This is a genomic window from Bacillus sp. SW14 (assembly GCF_047608225.1).
In the GTDB taxonomy this organism is placed as follows: Bacteria; Bacillota; Bacilli; order Bacillales; family Bacillaceae; genus Bacillus; species Bacillus subtilis_G.
The window spans coordinates 4,144,254-4,167,450 of record NZ_JBLKRW010000001.1 but is presented as its reverse complement, the minus strand read 5'-3'; the positions used below and the strand labels follow the sequence as shown (position 1 = coordinate 4,167,450).

Sequence of the window (23,197 nt, the reverse complement as noted above, 5' to 3'; positions counted from 1 at the left end):
AATCATTTTCAATAAGATTGTACCAAATAAATGAAAGTTTTCCTATATAAAGCGGGTGGGTTTTTGTCATAAAAAAACCCTTACTCCCGTTTGAAAGTAAGGGTCTTTTGTTCGGTAAGAATATGTTACACGTGTAACATACGAAGCTTACGTCTAATAGATGAGATGCTTTTTTCTTGTTTTACTGAATTGTTTGAGTGGTTTTTCATAGCGATCTATGATGTCTTCTATAGAAGCGCCATTTTTAATTTCTGTTTTGATCCAACCGTTGCCTGCCAGTTTATCAAATGAACCTGTTGCTAGGAACTCAAAATCTTCAGGATAGAGGTCGTGTATTGTTTTAATGAGTGAAAGGCCTGTTCTAACCGCTTCAAACTTTTTTCGGTCTGTCACATAGAGCTGAACACCGTGGCAAAGCATTCCCTGATGTTTAGAAAATGTCGGCGTAAAGGAAGCTGCCCTGAATGTGACGCCTGGCAGATGGAGTCTGTTTAATGTTTCTGCAAGTTCTGTGCTTTTGATAAAGGGAGCCCCAATCAATTCGAATGGCTTTGTTGTCCCCCGCCCTTCGGATATATTTGTTCCTTCAATCAGTCCGGTTGCAGGATATACAAATGTGCTCTCTATCGTCGGCATGTTAGGTGATGGGAGGACGAAAGGCAGTCTGGTGTCGTCAAAATCCATTTTCCGTTTCCAGTGTTTCATTTTTACCACTGTTAGATCGGCATCAATGTCAAATTCCTTGTTGAACAGCAAAGCCAATTCGCCTATTGTCATTCCGTGCTTTAGCGGAATGGGATACAGTCCGACAAATGAGGCGTACTCAGGCTCTAAGACTGGTCCTTCAATATGATTCCCGCCTTGAGGATTCGGTCGGTCCAGCACCATAAAAGGAATGCCGTTTTCTTTAGCGGCTTCCATGGCGTATGCCATTGTATAAATGTACGTGTAGTAACGGGTCCCGACATCCTGAATGTCAAACATAAGAACATCGACATTTTTCAGCATCTCTGGAGTCGGTTTCCTCGTTTTTCCGTAGAGGCTGTATACGGGAATCCCGGTTTTTTCGTCAATGTAAGAGCCGACTTTGTCTCCCGCCTGGGCATCGCCGCGGACGCCGTGCTCAGGGCCGAATAAAGCTGTCAGTTTAATATCAGGGTTTTCGTGAAGAATATCGACACTGCTTTTCAGAGATGCGTTTACGCCGGTTGGATTGGTGATTAATCCGATTCGTTTTCCTTTGAGATGTTTTTTATAAACTGGCAAAAGCGTGTCTATGCCGGTCTGGACTTTAGGTTTTTTAGCCGTTTGATTCTTGGAATCGGGTGATGCCGAGGCGGCTGTTATCGTTCCAAACATGATGAGCCCTGTGAGAAAAGCAAATATTGTTTTTCTCATGAGTCCCTCCTTATGAAAACGGTTTTCCCGTTTTGATATTTAATCCGTAGCCATATGGATAAAGGATGTCTCCCGGTTTCGTGACTGACGGAATGTCAACTGGGAGTGTGCCTTTAGGTTTTGCCTGGCCGAATATCGCCATAACTCCAGCCGGAATATTGGGTTGAAGATAACGGCCATTCGCGTATCCTTTAAAGCCATAGACAGCAATGAGCGCCTTCGCTTCCTCAAAATTGGCAACATCATATGGGTTGCGCAGGCTCATTAAGACAAATGGCTTGTTGTGCTGCAGTGCGGCTTTCATGACAACCCTCGGAAATACAGTGGCCCATTTGCTTGAATCTGATATGGTGTCGTCGATGACACCGTCGTTGACGACAGGGTCATTTTTCACGATGTAGGAGCCGGTAATGATATAATCAGCCTCTTTTACTTGTTTTTCATGCTCGGCATTAAATACTTGGTTGGCAAAATTGATTTTGCTGAGGGACACGGGTTTGATTTTCTTTCGCTTGATGAGATCACGAATGGTTTGTTCAATTGAAGCGGTTTGTTCTTCGTAAGGCGCGATAATTAAGATTCGGCTGTCTTTTTTAGGTTTGAACGGCAAGGTGCGCTGTTCATTTTTTAAAACGGTCACTGCTTTTTCGGCTATATTTTTCTCTGCTTTCAAGTGACGCTTGTTTCCTACGATTTTCTGGGCTTTGGCTATTTTTTCTTTTATGCTGTCGTCATGTCGAGCTGGATACATACCGCGTTTTATTTTCAGGGAAATGATTCTTTCAACCGATTTGTTGATTTGTTGTACAGGAATGTCACCGTTGTTCACGGCTGCTTTTAAAACTTGAATAACACGGGCGAATTTCTGTTCTTCTTTTAGAGAAGTAACTGAGGCAGGCATTAAGGCAATATCGACGCCCGCTTTTACAGCCATGACCACAGCCTCTTCCTGTCCGAAATGATCTGCGATTGCTTTCATATTGAGGGCATCGGTAACGATGACGCCGTCAAATCCCATTTCCTGACGAAGAAGACCGGTCATCACCTTTTTCGAGAGTGTCGCCGGAACCAGAATGTTTGATCCATCAAGTTTGCTTTTGTACGTGGTGTCATCAAAGGCAGGAAATTGGACGTGAGCTGTCATCACCATATCAGCACCGGCATCAATGGCTCTTTGAAAAGGATAGAGCTCGATCTCACGAAGCCGTTCTTGGCTATGGGGAACGAGAGGCAGTCCGTAATGGCTGTCAACGTCCGTGTCTCCATGTCCCGGGAAATGTTTGAGGGCAGAGGCTATATCTTGCCGCTGCAAACCTTTCATCGTGTATAAACCAAGTCGTGCTGTCAGTTCTCGATTGGAGCTGAATGACCGTACGCCGATGACCGGATTATCAGGATTATTATTAATGTCCATGACAGGGCTGAAATCCGTATTAATGCCTAAGGCTGAAAGCTCTTTTCCAATGATGGTGCCAGTCTGATATGCGTTGATTCTGCTTCTGGCTGCACCCAGTGCCATATTCCCCGGGAAATTAGTCCCCTCTCCTAATCTCGTTACGATGCCCCCTTCCTGATCAATACTTAGCATGAGAGGGATTTTGGGGCTGGCTTTTTGGTAAGCGTCTGTCAATTGAACAGTTTGTTTTGTTGTTTTTACATTTTCCGCAAAAAGGATGACGCCGCCGAATTGATATTTCTTGATGAGGCTAGCGACTTCCTTATTCATTTCTGTAAAGGCTTGCGGAGAAGACTCGCCCTCCTTTTGCCAATTTCTGAAATCAGGCATCAGCATCTGGCCGAGTTTTTCATCTAACGTCATGCGATTGACAAGCTGCTTGGCGTTGGGTGAGCTGTTGGATGAAGCAGCTTTTGCTTGGCCGGCGCCGAGAAAACATGAAAGAAAGAGAACGGCTGAAAGGATAAGCGGAAAGACAGGTTTCATAGAAACTTCCTCCTATCGTCGAATCATTTATTCCATCGCTTCATAAATCGCGGTAATGACGCTCCCGTAACTGCCTGTTGGAAATTGATCACCCTCAAACACGTTAGGATTTTCCTCTGGATCAGCAACGGGCGAATGCTTTTTGTTTGTTAACAATGCGATGCCTAAATGGTAAGTTGGATCAATGATCGTAACTGTCCCTGTCCAGCCGGTATGCCCGTAAGCACTTTCGCTGGCATAGGAGCCAAACATCCATTCCATGCTTTTACTGCCGTTTCGCCGCCAGCCAAGAGCGTATGTTGGGTCTGTTGCTGAAGGTGCCGTGAACAGGCCGGCTGTTTTCTGATCAAATAAAGAAACGCTTCGGTATGATCCTTTGTTTAGCATGACTTGCAGCAGAATGGCCATATCATTTGCATTTGAGAACAATCCGGCATGTCCGGACACGCCTCCCATTGAGTAAAATGCTTTTTCGTCATGCACTTCTCCTTGCAGCGTATCTGTACGGATGTTAGGGAAATGAATAAAGCCGTCCCGCGTATTGCCCATACGTTCAGTCGCTGCGAACCGCTTCGGTTTAAATCCTTTTTGCAACGGATTGTATAAGGTATGCTTCAGCCCCAACGGCTTGTAAAGTTCTTGCTCCGCATATACATCAAGCGGTTTACCGGTGAGATTTTCGACAATAATGCCGAGGAGCATATATCCTATGTCGCTGTATACGTGTTTTGTCCCTGTTTCATAATCGAGCGGAATTTTCGTTAAATATTCAATCGTTTTATCCCGATCCTGAGAATAGTACATACCGGCTTTTTCCGGTGAGTAAAAGTAAAAGCTTGCGGGAAGTCCTGATTGGTGCTGCAGGACATCGATGACACGAATTTTGTTTTTTCCTTTTATGAGGTCTCCCGGCTTCTCCTTGAAATCAGGCAAATAAGCAGAAACCTTCTCATAGACGTCGAGTTTTCCTTGGCTGACTAAGCGCTGCAATGCAAAATTCGTTGCATACATTTTTGTATTTGAGGCCAAGTCAAACATCGTGTGGTTTTTCATTTTAACTGGACGGCGCAGCAGCTCTGATCCTTCGTACTTTTTACTGTAGCCGTACGCTTCTTTTTTAATGATGCGGCCATCCTTCACGATAACAAGAACGGCGCCTGGAAATCCTGCTTCAACATCCCGTTCTATCATCCGATCAACCTTCCTTAGTTTCTTCGAAGAGAATTGTACAGTTTCTGAATTTATGGTTTTCGGCTCAATTTGGTTGTCTGCTGTTTGCGCGAAGGTTTCGTTCGACACCAATATGGAAAAGGTTAAAATGGCACTGAATAAGGAAAGTGTCTTTGTTTTCATAGGCTTGCTCCTTTCCATGCTTCTATCCCGTTACTATCCCAAAAACAGAAACCATTTAATCGAACTGAGAAGCCATTTCATCTTTATATCCGAACGCGTAGGTCAATAAAAAGCCGGCCGCGTAGGAAATAAAGAGTCCGATGATATATAGGATAATTTGCGAAGACAGGACGAGAAAGGAAAGCGGCAGCCCGGAGACACCAATGGCAATGGTGGCTACCTGAAAATACGCTTGAAAAGCGCCGCCGATCCCGGCTCCTAAGCATGCTGTTAAAAACGGACGTCCAAGTGGCAGCGTAACTCCGAAGATCAGCGGTTCACCAATGCCGAGAAACCCTGGGGGGAGCCCGCCGGCGATCGCTTTTCTTAATGTTGTTTTTTTTGTTTTGACAAAGATGGCAAAGGCCGCGCCTACCTGTCCCGCGCCTCCCATCGCCAGAATCGGGAGCAGAGGGTCATTTCCAATTGAATTGATCAGTTCCATGTGCACAGGCGTCAAGCCTTGATGCAGTCCGGTCACGACGAGAGGAAGGAAGGTCGCGCCCAAAATAAAGCCTGCAGCGATGCCGCCGATGTCCAGGATGGACAGAAGGCCGGATGTAATGGCATCAGAAATGAAGCCGCCTAAAGGCATAAATACGACATACGTTACGATTCCGGTGATTAACAGTGAAACGGTTGGAGTGACAATGATATCAAGTGATTGAGGAATAAAACGGCGGATAAATTGTTCGGTGTAAGCGATGAATATGGCTGCGAAAAGAACTCCGATCAGCCCTCCCCTGCCCGGAAGAAGCTGTTCTCCGAATAAAACGATCTTTGCGATCTCCGGATTCAAAATCAAGATCCCCGCCAGAGCACCAAGAGCGGGTGTTCCGCCAAATTCTTTCGATGCGTTAATACCGACGAGAATGCCGAGATAAGTGAACAGCCCGGAGCCGATGACTGTCAAGATAATAGCGACTTGTGATTCTGCAGAGAGCCATTCGGCTTGAATGATTGCTTTGGTAATCCCAGTAATTAAACCGGAAGCGACGAGTGCGGGAATTAGCGGGATAAAGACGCTGGCAATTTTACGTAAGAAAAGCTTAAATGGAGTGGCGTTTTTTCGGTTTATATCGGCTTTCTTTTTGGCAGCTGCATCTTTGACATCGATATCTTCTTCTGCTGACACAAGCTTTGAGAAAGCGGCTGTGACATGATTGACGATTCCTGCTCCGAGGATGATTTGGATGGTTTCAGCTTCGATGACCCCCAATACGCCGTCAAGCTCTCTTAAAGCGTGAGCATCTGTTTTGCTTTCATCGTAAGGCGTAATACGCAGGCGCGTCATACAATGCGTATACGAGGAAATATTGGACTTTCCTCCGCATAGCTCAAGGATTTTCTTTGCGAGATGATGGTAGTTATTTTCTTTGCTCATCAAAACCCCTCCTCATCAAGATGCCTTATTTTTTTCTCATAGATTTTATGGCTGCTCTCGTTTTATCGATATATCCGGTTGTTTCTTCGTACCGCTCAGCCGCCATGCCTAAAAACAAAACATCAATCATAAAAAGCTGGGCGAGGCGGGAGGAAGTGGCTGCACTTCGAATCAGGGCTTCATTGGAGTGTGCTGTGTGCAACGGGACATCAGCCAGCGCGGAGACGGATGTCTGACTGAATTGTGTGAGGCTGATCGTTTTGATGCTTTTTTCCTTAGCCATCGTGAGCAGCTCAATGATTTCCTGCGTCTCTCCCGAAAATGAAATAGCGAATACGATGTCATCCTTATCTGCATTTGCGATTAATGATGCCACAAGATGAGTGTCTGTGAACGCGGTTGCTAGTTTATGAATGCGAAGCCACTTTTGCTGGGCGTCCTTGGCGACAATGCCGGAAGCCCCGACGCCGATAAAATGCACAGTATGAGCTTGGAGAAGCAGAGAAACCGCTCGTTCAAGCTCTTTATAGTCCATCAGGTCTGAGGTGTCCTGAATGGCTTGAATGGCATTGCTGGCCGCTTTTTCAGAAATGGAGGACAGCGGTTCGTGGGGCGCAATGTCCCGATAGCCTTGAACAGCAGGCTTTGCCAGATCGCCTGCTACTCTCATTTTTAAATCTTGAAAACCCTTTAGTCCGAGTGATTTGCAGAGCCTGATGACGGCAGCGTCACTTGAATTGGCTAAGGCGCTGATTTCGCTGACAGTGTTTTCTATTGCCTTGTGGGGATGAGTTAGGATGTAATCCGCAAGTTTACGCTCGGATGGAGGGAGCTTGTGCTTCATTGATTGGATGATCGCTAAACCGCCTGTTGCCATGCTCGGTCTCTCCTTATCATGAATGGTAGTTTTCGATTGCTTTGTCTATAAAACCGTTTGCTTCATCAAGCAATGTTTTAGCTTTTTCTTGATCTGTGCTTGTTTTGAGCATGAGGATTGCCGTTTTGACGTGATGATTGGCTTGTTCCAGTGTATGTCTGGCTGTGTCGTATGAAGCGTTAGTGAGGCTTTGGATGATGCTGATGGCTCGTTCTTTTAGTTTCTTATTGCTGACGTTGACGTCTACCATCAAGTTTTCGTAAACCTTGCCGATTTTGACCATTACTGCGGTGGATATCATGTTTAGAATCATTTTATGAGCGGTTGCGGCTTTCATACGTGTTGATCCTGTAATGGCCTCAGGGCCAACAACAACCTCAATGCTGTGATCCGCTTCCTTGCTGATGGCGGAATTTTCATTGCAGGTAAGGGCGATGGCGTGTGCTCCTACTTTACGGGCGTATGTGAGGGCGCCTGCGGCATAAGGTGTGCGGCCGCTTGCTGCAATGGCAATGACGGTGTCGTTTGACGTAAGCTGTATGTTTTTTAAATCTTCCGCTCCTGCCTCTTCACTGTCTTCAATGCCCTCTGCTGCCTGCAAAAATGCTTTGGGGCCTCCAGCCATAATTCCGATGACCTGATCTGGGCTTACGCTGTAGGTGGGAGGACATTCAACAGCATCCATGACACCGAGTCTGCCGCTTGTGCCGGCGCCTGTGTATATGAGCCGGCCACCATTTTGAAACGAGTTGTATGCGCAGTCTACAGCTGTTTTAATATCAGGGAGAACCTGCTGAACGGCGGCAGCGACTTTCAAATCTTCCTTGTTGATCATCTTGAGGATGCCGAGAGTGTTTGTTTTGTGGATTTCCGCTGTTTGGCTATTGCGTGATTCTGTTGTAAGCCGGTGAAGGTTTAATAGTTCTGACATGAGGATGCCCCCTGTTTTAAAATGATGTATCTTACTATTCAGTATATTCACTTCCGTTATGATATTTCAACTGGGTTTTATATTTGTTGAAATTTTATTTCACCCGAGACTATAGGAAATAATGAAGAATCAGCTGTTCTCCGAGCGGCCCGATTTTTCGCCGTCCTTTATCTAGGAACCCGCTTTTCATATAAAGGTGTTTTGCGCGTGTGTTTAGGTGATTGACGGCCAAAATGATTTCATCGCACCATGGAAAATAACTGCTCACAAACGATGGAAGCTGAAGCATTGCTTTTTTTGCATAGCCTTTTCCATGATGTACAGCGTTTAAAGACAGGGAGCTGAGCAGTAAAGCAAATGGATTGCTAGTATAGGGAGCAAGCGTTTCTTTTGATGTATATAAAATGAAAAAGCCGACTGGCAGATTGTCATTTAAGATGACAGCCGGATACCGGTCCTGTATGCCTAAGGCCTGAGTCAGCACCTCTTTGGGGAGAGAGGTAAAGCGCTTGTCATCGTTGTTTAGGGTGAATGATTGAAGTTCCGGCGAATGTTCAGGTTTATAGAAGGATAAAGAAATGTCTTGAGTCATGGGGTGCCCTCCTTACAATATGTCGTCTAACTGGTTTTCTGAAATGACACGGCAGCCCGCTTGTTTTAGCAGTGCGGCGGTCACTCCGCTGCCGGCGATTTTTTTGCCAGTGAATGTGCCGTTATAAATGAAATTGCTTCCGCACGATGGACTGTTTTCTTTTAATATGACAGCGGATGCATTGATTTCTTTTGCGTAAGCTAATGTTTTAGCGGCGCCTTTCATATATAACTCTGTTACATCTTCTCCTGAAGCTGTCACGATTTTAGCGGTTCCATTGAGAACATCCTCGCCGGTGCCTCCGATGATTTCTGCAGGCTCACGGGGAGTGGGAAAGCCGCCGAGAAGCTCAGGACAAGCCATGACTGCTTTATTTTCATCGACGAGTTTTCTGATTTTCTCTGATGCGGCGTGAGAGCCGTTGTATCTGCATTCAATGCCTCCAAGGCAAGAACTGACTAGAATCATATTGGTTTCTCCTCTCTTGCTTAGCTTGTCTCTATCATAAAATAAATGACTAATGTTGGGAGGCTTTTTCAGTTAAAAAAGGAGTTAAAAAGTTTGAAAATAAAAAATTTAATTTTTCTCTTTACAAACAGGGGGTAACCTGTATATAATAACTTTTGTCAGCTCGACGAGAACACAAACGGCCCGTTGGTCAAGCGGTTAAGACACCGCCCTTTCACGGCGGTAACACGGGTTCGAATCCCGTACGGGTCACCATTTGGAGGATTAGCTCAGCTGGGAGAGCATCTGCCTTACAAGCAGAGGGTCGGCGGTTCGAGCCCGTCATCCTCCACCATCTTGCCGGTGTAGCTCAATTGGTAGAGCAACTGACTTGTAATCAGTAGGTTGGGGGTTCAAGTCCTCTTGCCGGCACTGTCTTTGCAAAATACGGAGGGGTAGCGAAGTGGCTAAACGCGGCGGACTGTAAATCCGCTCCCTCAGGGTTCGGCAGTTCGAATCTGCCCCCCTCCACCATTATTGGGCTATAGCCAAGCGGTAAGGCAACGGACTTTGACTCCGTCATGCGTTGGTTCGAATCCAGCTAGCCCAGTCACAGACACCTTTGACCAAAAGGTGTCTTTTTTATTTTGTGAAAATCATTCCAACTTCTAACTGTTCAGTCTGTATAATAATTTTAAAAATATGTTAAGGTAGTTTATTCACGAATTACCATCTACACCCTGCCAAAAATTTGTTAAACTTATTTTATAAAAAATTGAAACCTTTTAAAACGAAGCTCGTATACATACAGACCGGTGAAGGCAGAGGTTAGATAAATATGGAAATGATGATTAAAAAGAGAATTAAGCAAGTCAAAAAAGGCGACCAAAATGCATTTGCGGACATCGTAGATATTTACAAGGATAAAATTTATCAGCTTTGCTACCGTATGCTTGGCAATGTGCATGAGGCAGAGGATATTGCACAGGAGGCTTTCATCAGGGCGTACGTTAATATCGACAGTTTTGATATTAACCGGAAATTTTCAACTTGGCTTTATCGAATCGCGACCAATTTGACTATTGACCGCATTCGCAAAAAGAAGCCGGATTATTACCTCGATGCAGAGGTGGCTGGTACGGAAGGCTTGACCATGTATTCGCAAATCGCCGCAGACGGAGTTTTGCCAGAAGATGAAGTAGTGTCGCTGGAGCTCTCAAACACGATTCAGCAGAAAATTTTAAAGCTTCCTGACAAATACAGAACAGTTATCGTATTAAAGTATATTGACGAACTCTCATTAATTGAAATCGGCGAGATTCTAAACATTCCTGTGGGGACTGTGAAAACGCGGATTCACAGAGGCAGAGAGGCTCTTCGAAAACAATTAAGGGATCTTTAAGTGGGGTGATGAAATGAGCTGTCCTGAACAAATTGTGCAGCTTATGCATATGCATCTTGATGGAGATATCCTTCCAAAAGATGAACACGTATTAAATGAACATCTTGAGACATGCGAGAAATGCAGAAAGCATTTTTATGAGATGGAAAAATCTATAGCACTCGTCCGGAGCACATCGCATGTCGAAGCCCCCGCGGATTTTACCGCTAATGTCATGGCGAAATTGCCTAAGGAGAAGAAAAGAGCTTCTGTGAAAAGGTGGTTCAGAACCCATCCTGTTATCGCAGCTGCTGCGGTATTCATCATTTTGATGGGCGGAGGTTTTTTAAACAGCTGGCATAATGACCACAACTTCAGCGTGTCTAAGCAGCCGAATCTTGTGGTGCAGAACCATACTGTGATCGTGCCTGAAGGTGAGACGGTCAAAGGTGATGTCACTGTCAAAAACGGCAAGCTGATTATTAAAGGCAAAATAGACGGGGATGTAACCGTCGTAAATGGCGAAAAGTATATGGCCTCTGCTGGACAAGTCACCGGTCAGATTGAAGAAATCAATCAATTATTTGACTGGACATGGTATAAATTGAAGTCTGCGGGGAAAAGTGTACTCAATGCATTAAAACCGAACGAAAAAGAGTAAAGCGTGTCAGCCGCTTTGCTCTTTTTTTACGGGCTGTAAGGGCTGGCGCATTTCACTTGCCGAATCGAAATGTGGTATAATGGGCTCGCTATGTTAAGTACATATGCGTAACACGTAAAACACAAAAATACGAAATGACTGAAATCTTGGAGGACGAGGAAATGGCTTTTGAGGATATCCCTTTTTTGCAGTACCTCGGCAATGCCGTTGATATTCTCCTTGTTTGGTATGTGATATATAAACTTATTATGGTCATACGCGGCACGAAAGCGGTTCAGCTGTTAAAAGGAATTGTCGTGATCGTGCTTGTTCGTATGGCCAGCCAATATTTGGGCCTCGGCACGCTTCAATGGCTGATGGACCAAGCGATAACATGGGGATTTTTAGCAATTATTATTATTTTTCAGCCTGAGCTGAGAAGAGCGCTTGAACAGCTTGGCCGGGGCCGCTTTTTCTCAAGGAGCGGCACGCCTGTGGAGGAAGCGCAGCAGAAAACGATTGAGGCAATCACAAAAGCGATCAATTATATGGCGAAACGCCGTATAGGCGCCCTGCTGACCATAGAGCGGGACACTGGAATGGGCGATTATATTGAGACCGGCATACCATTGAATGCCAAAGTCAGCTCTGAGCTGCTGATCAACATTTTTATACCGAACACCCCGCTTCATGACGGTGCTGTGATTATGAAGAATAATGAAATTGCCGCTGCCGCCTGTTATCTGCCGCTTTCGGAAAGCCCGTTTATTTCAAAAGAACTGGGTACGCGGCACAGAGCGGCTGTCGGTATCAGTGAAGTGACAGACAGTTTGACGATTATTGTGTCTGAAGAGACCGGCGGCGTCAGTGTGGCAAAGAACGGCGACCTTCACAGAGAGCTGACCGAAGAAGCGCTGAAAGAAATGCTTGAAGCCGAGTTTAAGAAAAACACCAAAGACACTTCTTCTAACCGCTGGTATTGGAGGGGCAAGAAAAATGGATAAATTCTTAAACAATCGTTGGGCTGTGAAAATTATTGCTCTGCTTTTCGCGCTCTTGCTTTATGTGGCGGTCAACAGCAATCAAGCACCGACTCCGAAAAAACCGGGTGAATCTTTCTTTCCGACATCAACCATTGATGAGGCAACACTGACCGACATTCCGGTCAAAGCGTATTATGATGATGAAAACTACGTCGTGACGGGTGTTCCGCAAACGGTTAATGTCACGATAAAAGGCTCGACAAGTGCTGTGAAAAAGGCTAGACAGACCAAGAATTTTGAAATATATGCCGACATGGAAAATTTAAAAACCGGCACACATAAGGTTGAGCTAAAGGCCAAAAACGTGTCGGATGGGCTGACAATCTCAATCAATCCGTCTGTTACGACAGTTACGATTCAAGAACGGATGACCAAAAGCTTTCCCGTAGAAGTGGAGTACTACAATAAAAGCAAGATGAAAAAAGGCTATTCTCCGGAGCAGCCGATTGTCAGTCCGAAAAATGTGCAGATTACCGGGTCTAAAGATGTGATTGATCATATTTCTCTTGTGAAAGCTTCAGTGAACCTGGAAAACGCAGATGAAACGATTGAAAAAGAGGCAAAAGTGACTGTCTATGATAAGGACGGAAACGCGCTTCCTGTGGACGTGGAGCCCTCGGTCATCAAGATTACCGTTCCGGTGACAAGCCCAAGTAAAAAAGTACCCTTTAAAATTGAACGGACAGGAAGCCTTCCTGACGGTGTCAGTATAGCGAATATTGAATCCAGCCCCAGTGAGGTAACGGTTTACGGCTCGCAGGATGTGTTGGATTCTCTTGAATTTATAGACGGCGTCAGCTTAGATTTAAGCAAAATTAACAAGGATTCCGATATCGAGGCAGATATTCCGCTTCCTGACGGCGTCAAAAAAATCTCGCCGTCAAAGGTGACTTTGCATATAGAAGTAGATAGTGAAGCGGATCAGAAGTTTGAGAATGTCTCTATTAAGACTGTAGGGCTGAGCAGCTCGCAAAACATTGAATTTCTAGATCCTGATTCGCAAGCGATAGACGTGACGGCTAAAGGCTCTCCCAGCAATATAAAAAAACTGGAAAAATCAGATATTGAATTGTATGTGAATGTTTCAGATTTAGATGACGGGGAGCATAGCGTGAAGCTTGAAGTAAACGGGCCTCAAAATGTAACCTGGTCCTTGGGACAGAAAAACGCCAAAATCAAGCTGACGTCTAAAAAAAGCAATACATCAACTAATGACAACAGCAGCAATACATCAGGGAACCAGGATGACACAGGTCAACAAACGAATGATCAAAAGAACAACCAGCAAGAAGATACAACGAAAAACAGCAATGATCAAAAACAAGACGAACATAAAGATCAAAACCAAGATCAGGATGAGGATGAATCTACTTCGGGTTCACAATCATCATCAGAATAAAAAAGGAGCGATTATAAAATGGGCAAGTATTTTGGAACAGATGGTGTAAGAGGTGTCGCCAATAGTGAGCTTACACCTGAGCTGGCCTTTAAAGTCGGACGTTTCGGCGGATATGTGCTGACAAAAGACAAACAACGTCCAAAAGTGCTGATAGGCCGCGATACACGTATCTCCGGCCATATGCTGGAGGGAGCCCTTGTCGCCGGACTTTTATCCATTGGCGCAGAAGTCATGCGTCTGGGTGTCATTTCTACACCTGGTGTATCTTATTTAACAAAAGCGATGGATGCAGAGGCAGGCGTCATGATTTCTGCCTCTCACAACCCAGTGCAGGATAACGGCATCAAGTTTTTCGGGGGAGACGGATTTAAGCTTTCCGACGAACAGGAGGCTGAAATTGAACGGCTGATGGACGAACCGGAGGATAAGCTGCCAAGACCGGTCGGAGGCGATCTCGGGCTTGTAAATGATTATTTTGAAGGCGGCCAAAAATATCTGCAATTTTTAAAACAGACAGCTGATGAAGATTTCACAGGCATTCATGTGGCGCTCGACTGTGCTCATGGCGCTACATCGTCCTTGGCGACACACCTGTTTGCTGATTTAGATGCAGATGTTTCAACAATGGGCACTTCCCCGAACGGGTTAAACATTAATGACGGCGTCGGATCGACACATCCAGAAGCGCTCAGCGCGTTTGTCAAAGAGAAAAACGCCGATCTCGGCCTTGCGTTCGACGGTGACGGCGACCGCCTGATTGCGGTCGATGAAAAAGGAAATATCGTTGACGGCGACCAAATCATGTACATATGCTCAAAATACCTGAAATCAGAGGGCCGCTTAAAGGATGATACAGTCGTTTCAACCGTGATGAGCAACCTCGGCTTCTATAAGGCGCTCGAAAAAGAGGGCATCAAAAGCGTTCAGACAGCTGTCGGCGACCGCTACGTAGTAGAAGCGATGAAACATGACGGCTACAATGTCGGTGGTGAGCAGTCAGGACATCTTATTTTCCTTGATTACAACACGACAGGGGACGGATTATTGTCTGCTATTATGCTGATGAACACATTGAAAGCGACAGGGAAGCCGCTGTCAGAGCTTGCAGCTGAAATGCAGAAGTTCCCGCAGCTGTTAGTCAATGTGAGAGTAACTGATAAATATAAAGTCGAAGAAAATGAAAAAGTAAAAGCTGTTATTTCTGAAGTTGAAAAAGAAATGAACGGCGACGGCCGGATTTTGGTGCGCCCTTCAGGCACTGAACCGCTCGTCCGTGTTATGGCTGAAGCGAAAACGAAAGAGCTGTGCGATGAATACGTAAATCGCATTGCTGAAGTTGTGCGGTCAGAAATGGGATTGGAGTAACGAAGCCTATCATCAGAGAGCGAACAAGACAAGCGAGGTTTACATATGATAATGGTGAGACATGCGGCAAAGTTGTTTAAAAAACAATTGACCGTGCATGGCACATGCTGTAAAATCAAGCTTGTCTTGTTCTTATTTTCTCTGAGGAAGAATAGACGGGATTATTGCTTCACCTATAATTATAGCGCCCGGACTAAGCGCCCGAAAAAAGGCTTAGTTGACGAGGATGGAGGTTATCGAATTTTCGGCGGATGCCTCCCGGCTGATTATGCAGATCACAGCCGTAAGGATTTCTTCAAACCGAGGAGGCGACTCCTTGCACAAAGAGAAATCACATGATCTTCCAAAAACATGTAGGAGGGGACGATTGAAAGTCCCCTTGAAATTCGACTTTCTTCGTCTCCTTTTACAATCTTAGGAGGAAGAAATTATGTGTGGAATCGTAGGTTATATCGGTCAGCTTGATGCGAAGGAAATTTTACTGAAAGGGTTAGAAAAGCTTGAGTACCGCGGATATGACTCTGCGGGTATCGCTGTTGCCAACGAACAGGGGGTCCATGTGTTCAAAGAAAAAGGACGCATTGCTGATCTTCGTGAAGTTGTGGATGCCAATGCAGAGGCGAAAGCCGGAATTGGCCATACTCGCTGGGCAACACACGGCGAACCAAGCTATCTGAACGCTCACCCGCATCAAAGCGCACTGGGCCGCTTTACACTTGTTCATAACGGCGTGATCGAGAACTATGTTCAGCTGAAACAAGAGTATTTGCAAGATGTAGAGCTCAAAAGTGACACCGATACAGAGGTAGTTGTTCAAGTAATCGAGCAATTTGTCAACGGAGGACTTGAAACAGAAGAAGCGTTCCGCAAAACACTTACACTGTTAAAAGGCTCTTACGCAATTGCTTTATTCGACAACGAAAACAGAGAAACGATTTTTGTAGCGAAAAACAAAAGCCCTCTATTAGTCGGTCTTGGAGATACATTCAACGTCGTAGCATCTGATGCGATGGCAATGCTTCAAGTGACCAATGAATACGTAGAGCTGATGGATAAAGAAATGGTCATCGTCACTGATGATCAAGTTGTCATCAAAAACCTTGATGGTGACGTCATTACACGTGCTTCTTATATCGCTGAGCTGGATGCCAGTGATATTGAAAAAGGCACATACCCTCACTACATGTTGAAAGAAACGGATGAGCAGCCTGTTGTGATGCGCAAAATCATCCAAACGTATCAAGATGAAAACGGCAAGCTGTCTGTGCCTGGCGATATCGCTGCCGCTGTAGCGGAAGCGGACCGCATCTATATCATTGGCTGCGGAACAAGCTACCATGCAGGACTTGTCGGTAAACAATATATTGAAATGTGGGCAAGTGTGCCGGTTGAAGTGCATGTAGCGAGTGAATTCTCTTACAACATGCCGCTCCTGTCTAAGAAACCGCTCTTCATTTTCCTTTCTCAAAGCGGAGAAACAGCAGACAGCCGCGCGGTACTTGTTCAAGTCAAAGCGCTCGGACATAAAGCTCTGACAATCACAAACGTACCGGGATCAACGCTTTCTCGTGAAGCTGATTACACATTGCTGCTTCATGCAGGCCCTGAAATCGCTGTTGCGTCAACGAAAGCATACACTGCACAAATCGCAGTTCTTGCGGTTCTTGCATCTGTAGCTGCAGACAAAAACGGCATTGATATCGGATTTGACCTCGTCAAAGAACTTGGTATCGCTGCAAACGCAATGGAAGCCCTTTGCGACCAGAAAGACGAAATGGAAATGATCGCACGTGAATACTTGACTGTATCCAGAAACGCTTTCTTCATCGGACGCGGCCTTGACTACTTCGTATGTGTCGAAGGCGCACTGAAGCTGAAAGAGATTTCATACATCCAGGCTGAAGGTTTTGCCGGCGGAGAGCTGAAGCACGGCACGATTGCCTTGATCGAACAAGGTACACCAGTATTCGCACTGGCGACACAAGAGCACGTAAACCTAAGCATCCGCGGAAACGTCAAAGAAGTTGCCGCTCGCGGAGCAAACACATGCATCATCTCACTGAAAGGCCTAGACGATGCGGATGACAGATTCGTACTGCCGGAAGTAAACCCAGCGCTTGCTCCATTGGTTTCTGTTGTTCCATTGCAGCTGATCGCTTACTATGCTGCACTGCATCGCGGCTGTGATGTTGATAAGCCTCGTAACCTTGCGAAGAGTGTTACTGTGGAGTAAAATGTTTAACCCCTTTGGTTGTTTTGTGGCTTTGAAATAAAGTCGCGATTTTTGTAAAAAAGATGTGATGTTTAAAATAAAGTTACGACGTTTATAAAAATGTTGCGATGCTTTTTCCCTTAGATAATTTTTGTCTAAGGGTATTTTTCTATTTTAACTAAAGAGGCAGGTAACTAAAAATTATAAGGGGATTCCAATTGATATTGAGTCCCCTTTTTACATAAATGATGTGACAACACTCTTACAAAAATGTAACTTTAATCTCAAATAATGTAATTTGATTCGATGGCAGGTCATCTAATTTTCTTTTATTATGTTCTAAAAAGAGATTGGATGGTGTTGGGTTTGGATATTTCAGAAGTTAATATATCACTGTTTAGACTAGTTAATGACTTAGGAAAAGAACATCCCTTTTTGAATCCTGTATTTAGTTTTATTGCTGAATATATGGTTTTTTTACTTGCACTAAGTGTTCTTTTTATTTGGTTTACAAGAGATACGGATAATAGAATTATGATTCTTTGTGCATCTATCGCTTTCATTTGTGCCTTTACGATAGGGAAGGTTGCAGGGGTATTTCACTCGAATTATCAACCTTTTGTTGAATTGGGAGAGGTTAATAAACTGATACATAAAGAAAAAGACAATTCTTTTCCAAGTGACCATACAATTTTATTCTTCTCATATTGTATTTCATTCTGGCTCTTTAAGAGAGGCTGGTCAATTTTATGGGTATTGTTAGCTGTTCTTGTGGGAGTCTCACGTATATGGGTTGGGGTTCATTATCCTTTTGATGTTCTAGCAGGAGTATTAATAAGCCTAGCAGTTTCAACTTTTATATATTTAACAATCCCTAAACTAAATGTTACTCAAACTACCATAAAAATTTATGGAAAATGTGAAAACATGTTTCTTTATCGCTTCAAAAGAAAGGAAAACAAGTCAAAAAACTTTTAGATTTATTCATCAATCGGGTGCTAATGTTCAAAAAATCGTAACCTAAAATGATCAAACTCTTTTATAAAGATTCCATCTGTATTCAAAACTGTAGAATCCATTTTGCTCTATCTTTTTTTCTAAATGGATTCTTTAAATTTGCCGTAAACTGAAGGTTCATGTGTTATTTTTGATCATCCTTTATTTCACAGCTACAGTTTTAGCCAAATGGTTTTTTTGTTTTAAAGATGGCTATGTTTAGAATATGAAAATATAAAGAAGGTATTTTCAGGGAAAGTGACATCTACGGAGAAATTGGGGAATTCTAGCTATAACAATATCCACAACAGCTAGTTCAATTTCTTGGTCGTTAAGGCTGTTGAAAATAAAGTAGGAACCAGTATTCATTTATAGTTCCTAATTGAACTCAGTTATTTACTAAACAAGAAAATAGAAAAATGATTATAAAATTTTTCTTGTATTTCTACAAAAAAATTAGAATGGTAGATATCATAGGCCTTGGATAAAGATTCAGGATGTATATTTAAAGGGAAAGCAAGATTTCATACTTCATTCTCCGTATTCCAACATCTTGACAATGTTTAAAATTTAGCATATCTTATACGTAACGTAATAATCGGTGCAGATGTTTATTTTCGCCATTCTAAATCATTAGGCCTTTAGCATTCTTTTGAATATTTAATTTTAAATCTTGACTGGATGAAAAAGTATTCTAATATTAAAAAGGAAAAGTAACATAAATCGATTTATTTTATAATCAAGGGACTAAATGAAAGTTTTAACGATGATTCCTTTAGAAGGAAGTTAAAATATAGCTTAAAGCTAAATGACCAATAATAAGGTAGCTCTTCAAAAAACTTCACTGAAGTTAGTTGAAGTGAAGCCGACAATTTTCAAGATTCAATGATCTAAAATCATCATTGAAATTTTGAAGTTGTCGGTTTTTTTATTGGAAAAAAATAGAGATGAATAAAAATTGTAATAAATGATAGAAAAATATGATCTGACTTAAAGGTCTTTTGAACAATAATGACATTTAAAAAGGGAGAAGTTAGAATGTTAGTTTCGTCATCATTATTAACATTATTTTTTATGATGCTTATTGCATCTGGGATAAGCGGACTATTGTTTTTACATCCACGCGTACCCTTGAGCTTTATTCGCATTCATATTGGTATTTTGGCTTTACCACCGTTGGTATCCTTAGTCATTCTTGCCAATGGCAGTGTGAATGGAAATGTGGGCCCTTGGTACTTAGATTCCTTAGCTTGGTTAATGGCTTTCTTTGTTTTAGCAATTGGCCTAATCATTCAGCGTTTTTCTGTACGTTACTTAATGGGGGATCGATCTTATCGAAAATATTTTGCGCTTTTTACTTTCACTACAGGTGCTGCTTCAATTGCATGGTTAAGTGGTGATCTCCGCCTGATGGTTGTTTTTTGGGGAGCAACTCTTGTCGGTTTAACCTTACTTATCAGGTTAAACAGTGCTTGGCAAGTGGCTAGTGAAGCAGCCAAGGTTTCTGGCCGTTTATTTTTGTTAAGTTGGTTTTCTTTGTTTTTCGCGATGATTTGGCTTTTTCAAGTCACAGGCCAATGGCAGTTATCATTGGTTTTAACAAATGAAAGTTTAGCTCAACTGGGGGGATGGGAGAGAACAGGGATTCAACTATTGATTGTATTAGCAGTGATCATTCCCGCAGCTCAATGGCCATTCCAAAGATGGTTAATTGAGTCTATTGTTGCTCCAACTCCTGTTTCTGCGATTATGCACGCAGGTTTAGTCAATGCAGGCGGGATTATACTAGCCCGGTTTTCACCTCTATTTAATGGCGGTATAGCTTCGATTATTTTACTTATGCTTGCTGGGATCTCTGTATTGATTGGAACTGGCATTAGTTTAGTCCAGGTTGACTATAAACGCCAGTTAGTAGGCTCCACGATCGGACAAATGGGGTTTATGCTCATTCAGTGTGCATTAGGTGCGTATGTAGCTGCCATTATTCATCTTATTTTACATGGTTTATTCAAAGCTACGTTGTTTTTACAAGCTGGTTCAGCGGTACGGTCTCATGAAGTATTGGCTGGCGCTAATAAAGGAACATCTTATTTATGGATCATGGCTGGTCGGATTTTATCCTTAGTTATAGGGGTTTCTTTTTGGCTTACAGCTCCTGGTGAGGGGTATCAATTCATTAGTGCGCTAATCTTAGGGTGGTCATTGTCCGTTTCTTGGACTCAGCTCGTAGCTTTTGGAGAGGGGAGACTTGGCCGAATTGTTGGCATAACATTTTTAGGAGGAGCAGCTCTCGTATATTTTATCATTCATAGCCTCTTCTATGAGTGGTTGCATACAATCGCTTTTCAAAGTGTTCAGCCTCCCATGTCAGCTGTGATCATTGTCGTATGTCTCTTACTATTTGGCAGTGCTTTAGGTACGTGGGTTGCTCGTCATCGTTCTTCAGTTTTCTTCGCAGTACTCTATCTTTGGTTAGTGCGATTAGGTGAAGCAAAACCAAAGACAGTAGAGAGACATCCAGACTACCTTAAACAATATTTATCATAAGGAGGTCATCAATGATGGGCATTACATCCGTATTAACGAAAGAAAATGTAAAAAACAAAGATATAGATCTCAATGTTCAAGAAAGTGATATTCACGTTTTAATTGAATCTGCCAGCCGAGTGATTGCGCCGCTTTGGCCTATTTCTACCTTTGCTGCACGCAATCCGTGGATGGGACTTGAAAACCAACCTTTTGATCAGGTTGCAAGCTGGTTGAAAAATACCCGTGATGTTGATATATACCCTAGTGCGTCTTTGATCCATTCAGCAAAGAATAAAGGTGAGATTGATGAAGATTTTGTGGAAATGGGACTGCAGAGTTGGTTGGATTCACATTCCTTTACTATCTCGCGGGACGCGGCAGAACGATTTTGTCGTGCTGGATTAAAATTAGATCCACTGCCTTCCGACCTTTTATCATCGCATAAGCTGGAGAAATTGGTGAATGAATGTAGTAGATTGGATCATATCGAGAATATTTTTATGCAGCCAATAAGTTCATATATAGAGAATCAAGATGGTGAAAGGTTAATCAATATACTAGATCATCATGTCATTAAGTGGTGTAAATTATATCTTGATGACTCTCAAGCAGGTTGGACAATGCCCAATCGTAATGAAGGTTTTTATCGTGCTTGGCAGCATCTGATTCAATATGATCCAGCACTTAGTAAAAAGCAGCGTGAAAGGTTAAAAGGCTGGCCGCAAGAGGCACACTTGGCTTTACAAGAAGCATTATTCGCACTAGAAATCCCCGAATCAGAAATCCAGAGCTATCTTGAAGGTCATTTACTTTCCTTACCTGGATGGGCAGGGATGATGCTTTGGCGCTCCCAACAATCGAGCCATGAACATGCACTTCTAACAGAATATTTAGCAGTTCGAATATTGATGGAGCGTGCCCTTGTAAAGCCTTATTTACCTTTGGCTAATCAACGACCTGAGAAAAAAATGTCGATTACTCCCCTTTTAGCAGCTTGGATCCATTGGGGGGGCCTTGCAATAGAGGAATGGTCACAGATGTCGGCCGATGAACAAAACGAATATTTATCATTTGCCTACAGCTTTGATGAGAACCTTCGCAGGAAACTTTGGTTAGAAGCTTGGGAACAAACACACACAGATCGATTAAGTCAGAAGATCATCTCGAAACAACACGAAACTAACGGTAAAACATCGGCGTTAGCTCAATTAGCATTCTGCATCGATGTCCGATCAGAACCTTTTCGCCGTCAACTAGAAAAAGAAGGCCCGTTTGAAACGATTGGTATTGCCGGTTTCTTCGGGGTGCCGATTGCAACTTGTGAACTTGGCAGTAAACACAGTCATGCCTCCTTGCCAGTCATACTAAAACCGCAACATAAAATAAAAGAGTTCGTAGATGATGATGTACTCGAAAAATACAACCAACGCAAGCAGGCAGTTTATTCCGTAAGCCATACATTTAAAACGATGAAACAGAATGTGCTTACGAGCTTACTTCTGCCTGAGCTAAGTGGACCTTGGCTAAGTCTGCAAATGGTAGCGCGTAGCTTTGTACCAAGAAAAGCAGATCGTTTCATTCGTAATCTCCGTGAGACTTGGTTGCGCAAACCTGATACAAAACTCTCGCTTCATCATGTTTATGACACAGAGGCAGAGATACCTGTTGGTTTTTCTGAAGAAGAAAGAGTGAACTTTGCTCGCCAAGCTCTAAAAATGATGGGGTTAACTGAGAATTTCGCACCATTAGTCGTGATTTGCGGGCATGGCAGTCAAAGCGCCAATAATCCTTATGCAGCAGCTCTTGACTGTGGTGCCTGCGGTGGAGCTGCCGGCGGATTCAATGCAAGAGTTTTAGCCGCTTTATGTAATCTTTCAGAGGTAAGAGAAGTTCTTTTAACTGAAGGAATTAAAATCCCTGAGGATACCGTTTTCGCAGCCGCTGAGCATAAAACAACAGTGGATGAATTACATTGGATTTATGTTCCTGAACTTTCCGAAGCTGCACAAGAAGCATTTGATCGTATCGAAGCTGTTATGCCGAAAGTGAGCCATAATGCAAATGCAGAACGTCTAGCCCAATTACCGAATTTCCAAAAGGAACTTAAAAATCCGAAGGCTGAGGCACACCGATTTGCGGAAGATTGGAGTGAGATACGTCCGGAATGGGGACTAGCTCGTAATGCCGCTTTTATCATCGGCCAACGTGAACTAACTAAGGATTGTGATTTGGAAGGAAGAGCCTTCCTTCATAATTATGATTGGAATCAGGATGAAAGCGGTGAACTCCTAGCAAATATTATTGCAGGGCCTGGAACTGTGGCCCAATGGATTAATTTACAATATTACGCATCAACGGTCGCACCTCATTATTATGGCAGCGGAAATAAGGCAACTCAAACCGTTACTGCAGGTCTTGGAGTTATGCAGGGGAATGCAAGTGACTTGTTAGCCGGACTGCCTTGGCAATCCGTCATGCAATCAGATCAAGAGGTTTATCATTCTCCTCTTCGTTTGCTGGTTGTCATCCAAGCTCCTAGAGATTATGTAGAACGGTTATTAAATAATGATTCAGTATTTCGAGAAAAAGTTCAAAATGGATGGATTCGACTGGCTAGTGTTGATCCAGATGGACGCTGGGAAAACTGGTAACTATTCATATGGATTCGT

General features: G+C 43.5%; 17 protein-coding genes and 5 tRNA genes. 14 read left to right on the top strand and 8 right to left on the bottom strand.

Annotated elements, in window-relative coordinates:
- Window positions 1–153: 153 nt before the first annotated feature.
- The 8 genes from ACMX2I_RS21020 to ACMX2I_RS20985 all read right to left on the bottom strand — a co-directional run bounded on the left by ACMX2I_RS21020 (window position 154) and on the right by ACMX2I_RS20985 (window position 8,984).
- Window positions 154–1,398: an exo-beta-N-acetylmuramidase NamZ domain-containing protein gene (locus tag ACMX2I_RS21020; RefSeq protein ID WP_414958245.1), complete on the bottom strand. Its 1,245-nt coding sequence runs from the start codon at window positions 1,396–1,398 to the stop codon at window positions 154–156.
- Window positions 1,399–1,408: 10 nt separating this feature from the next.
- Entirely contained in the window at window positions 1,409–3,340 is a 1,932-nt protein-coding gene (locus tag ACMX2I_RS21015; protein WP_414958244.1) for a glycoside hydrolase family 3 protein, read from the bottom strand.
- Window positions 3,341–3,367: 27 nt separating this feature from the next.
- Entirely contained in the window at window positions 3,368–4,693 is a 1,326-nt protein-coding gene (gene pbp4b / locus ACMX2I_RS21010; protein WP_414958243.1) for a penicillin binding protein PBP4B, read from the bottom strand.
- Between the two features lie 55 nt (window positions 4,694–4,748).
- Entirely contained in the window at window positions 4,749–6,116 is a 1,368-nt protein-coding gene (locus ACMX2I_RS21005) for a PTS transporter subunit EIIC (protein ID WP_414958242.1), read from the bottom strand.
- 25 nt (window positions 6,117–6,141) lie between these two features.
- Window positions 6,142–6,993: a MurR/RpiR family transcriptional regulator gene (locus ACMX2I_RS21000; protein WP_414958241.1), complete on the bottom strand. Its 852-nt coding sequence runs from the start codon at window positions 6,991–6,993 to the stop codon at window positions 6,142–6,144.
- Window positions 6,994–7,009: 16 nt separating this feature from the next.
- Window positions 7,010–7,924, bottom strand: a complete 915-nt coding sequence (gene murQ, locus ACMX2I_RS20995; protein ID WP_414958240.1) for an N-acetylmuramic acid 6-phosphate etherase — start codon at window positions 7,922–7,924, stop codon at window positions 7,010–7,012.
- 109 nt (window positions 7,925–8,033) lie between these two features.
- Window positions 8,034–8,516 carry a GNAT family N-acetyltransferase gene (locus tag ACMX2I_RS20990; protein ID WP_414958239.1) on the bottom strand — a complete coding sequence of 161 codons (483 nt, stop codon included), beginning with the start codon at window positions 8,514–8,516 and terminating at the stop codon, window positions 8,034–8,036.
- A 12-nt stretch (window positions 8,517–8,528) separates the two neighbouring features.
- Entirely contained in the window at window positions 8,529–8,984 is a 456-nt protein-coding gene (locus tag ACMX2I_RS20985) for a DUF523 domain-containing protein (protein ID WP_414958238.1), read from the bottom strand.
- Between the two features lie 180 nt (window positions 8,985–9,164).
- Between ACMX2I_RS20985 and ACMX2I_RS20980 the strand changes: the two genes are divergently transcribed.
- The 14 genes from ACMX2I_RS20980 to ACMX2I_RS20915 all read left to right on the top strand — a co-directional run bounded on the left by ACMX2I_RS20980 (window position 9,165) and on the right by ACMX2I_RS20915 (window position 23,179).
- Window positions 9,165–9,239: transfer RNA gene (locus ACMX2I_RS20980), tRNA-Glu, on the top strand.
- A gap of 3 nt (window positions 9,240–9,242) precedes the next feature.
- Window positions 9,243–9,318 (top strand) — tRNA-Val (locus ACMX2I_RS20975).
- A 4-nt stretch (window positions 9,319–9,322) separates the two neighbouring features.
- A tRNA-Thr gene (locus ACMX2I_RS20970) sits at window positions 9,323–9,395 on the top strand.
- A gap of 17 nt (window positions 9,396–9,412) precedes the next feature.
- Window positions 9,413–9,497 (top strand) — tRNA-Tyr (locus ACMX2I_RS20965).
- Window positions 9,498–9,501: 4 nt separating this feature from the next.
- Window positions 9,502–9,573: transfer RNA gene (locus ACMX2I_RS20960), tRNA-Gln, on the top strand.
- Between the two features lie 228 nt (window positions 9,574–9,801).
- The gene (gene sigW, locus ACMX2I_RS20955) at window positions 9,802–10,365 is read left to right on the top strand and encodes an RNA polymerase sigma factor SigW (RefSeq protein ID WP_087992004.1); all 564 of its coding nucleotides are present in this window, start codon (window positions 9,802–9,804) and stop codon (window positions 10,363–10,365) included.
- A gap of 13 nt (window positions 10,366–10,378) precedes the next feature.
- Window positions 10,379–11,005, top strand: a complete 627-nt coding sequence (gene rsiW, locus ACMX2I_RS20950; protein WP_087992005.1) for an anti-sigma-W factor RsiW — start codon at window positions 10,379–10,381, stop codon at window positions 11,003–11,005.
- Between the two features lie 161 nt (window positions 11,006–11,166).
- Window positions 11,167–11,988 carry a diadenylate cyclase CdaA gene (gene cdaA / locus ACMX2I_RS20945; protein ID WP_087992006.1) on the top strand — a complete coding sequence of 274 codons (822 nt, stop codon included), beginning with the start codon at window positions 11,167–11,169 and terminating at the stop codon, window positions 11,986–11,988.
- Window positions 11,981–13,426: a CdaA regulatory protein CdaR gene (gene cdaR / locus ACMX2I_RS20940; protein ID WP_414958237.1), complete on the top strand. Its 1,446-nt coding sequence runs from the start codon at window positions 11,981–11,983 to the stop codon at window positions 13,424–13,426. The genes cdaA and cdaR overlap by 8 nt, the downstream gene beginning before the upstream one ends.
- Window positions 13,427–13,444: 18 nt before the next feature.
- The gene (gene glmM, locus ACMX2I_RS20935) at window positions 13,445–14,791 is read left to right on the top strand and encodes a phosphoglucosamine mutase (protein ID WP_087992008.1); all 1,347 of its coding nucleotides are present in this window, start codon (window positions 13,445–13,447) and stop codon (window positions 14,789–14,791) included.
- A 430-nt stretch (window positions 14,792–15,221) separates the two neighbouring features.
- Window positions 15,222–17,024, top strand: a complete 1,803-nt coding sequence (gene glmS / locus ACMX2I_RS20930; protein WP_414958236.1) for a glutamine--fructose-6-phosphate transaminase (isomerizing) — start codon at window positions 15,222–15,224, stop codon at window positions 17,022–17,024.
- Window positions 17,025–17,357: 333 nt separating this feature from the next.
- Window positions 17,358–17,981, top strand: coding sequence for an undecaprenyl-diphosphatase (locus tag ACMX2I_RS20925; protein ID WP_414958374.1), 624 nt, complete (start codon window positions 17,358–17,360; stop codon window positions 17,979–17,981).
- Window positions 17,982–19,037: 1,056 nt separating this feature from the next.
- Window positions 19,038–20,546 carry an NADH dehydrogenase subunit 5 gene (locus tag ACMX2I_RS20920; RefSeq protein WP_414958235.1) on the top strand — a complete coding sequence of 503 codons (1,509 nt, stop codon included), beginning with the start codon at window positions 19,038–19,040 and terminating at the stop codon, window positions 20,544–20,546.
- Window positions 20,547–20,560: 14 nt separating this feature from the next.
- Complete coding sequence (locus ACMX2I_RS20915; protein WP_414958373.1) at window positions 20,561–23,179, top strand: DUF2309 domain-containing protein; 2,619 nt, start codon at window positions 20,561–20,563, stop codon at window positions 23,177–23,179.
- Window positions 23,180–23,197: the final 18 nt, after the last annotated feature.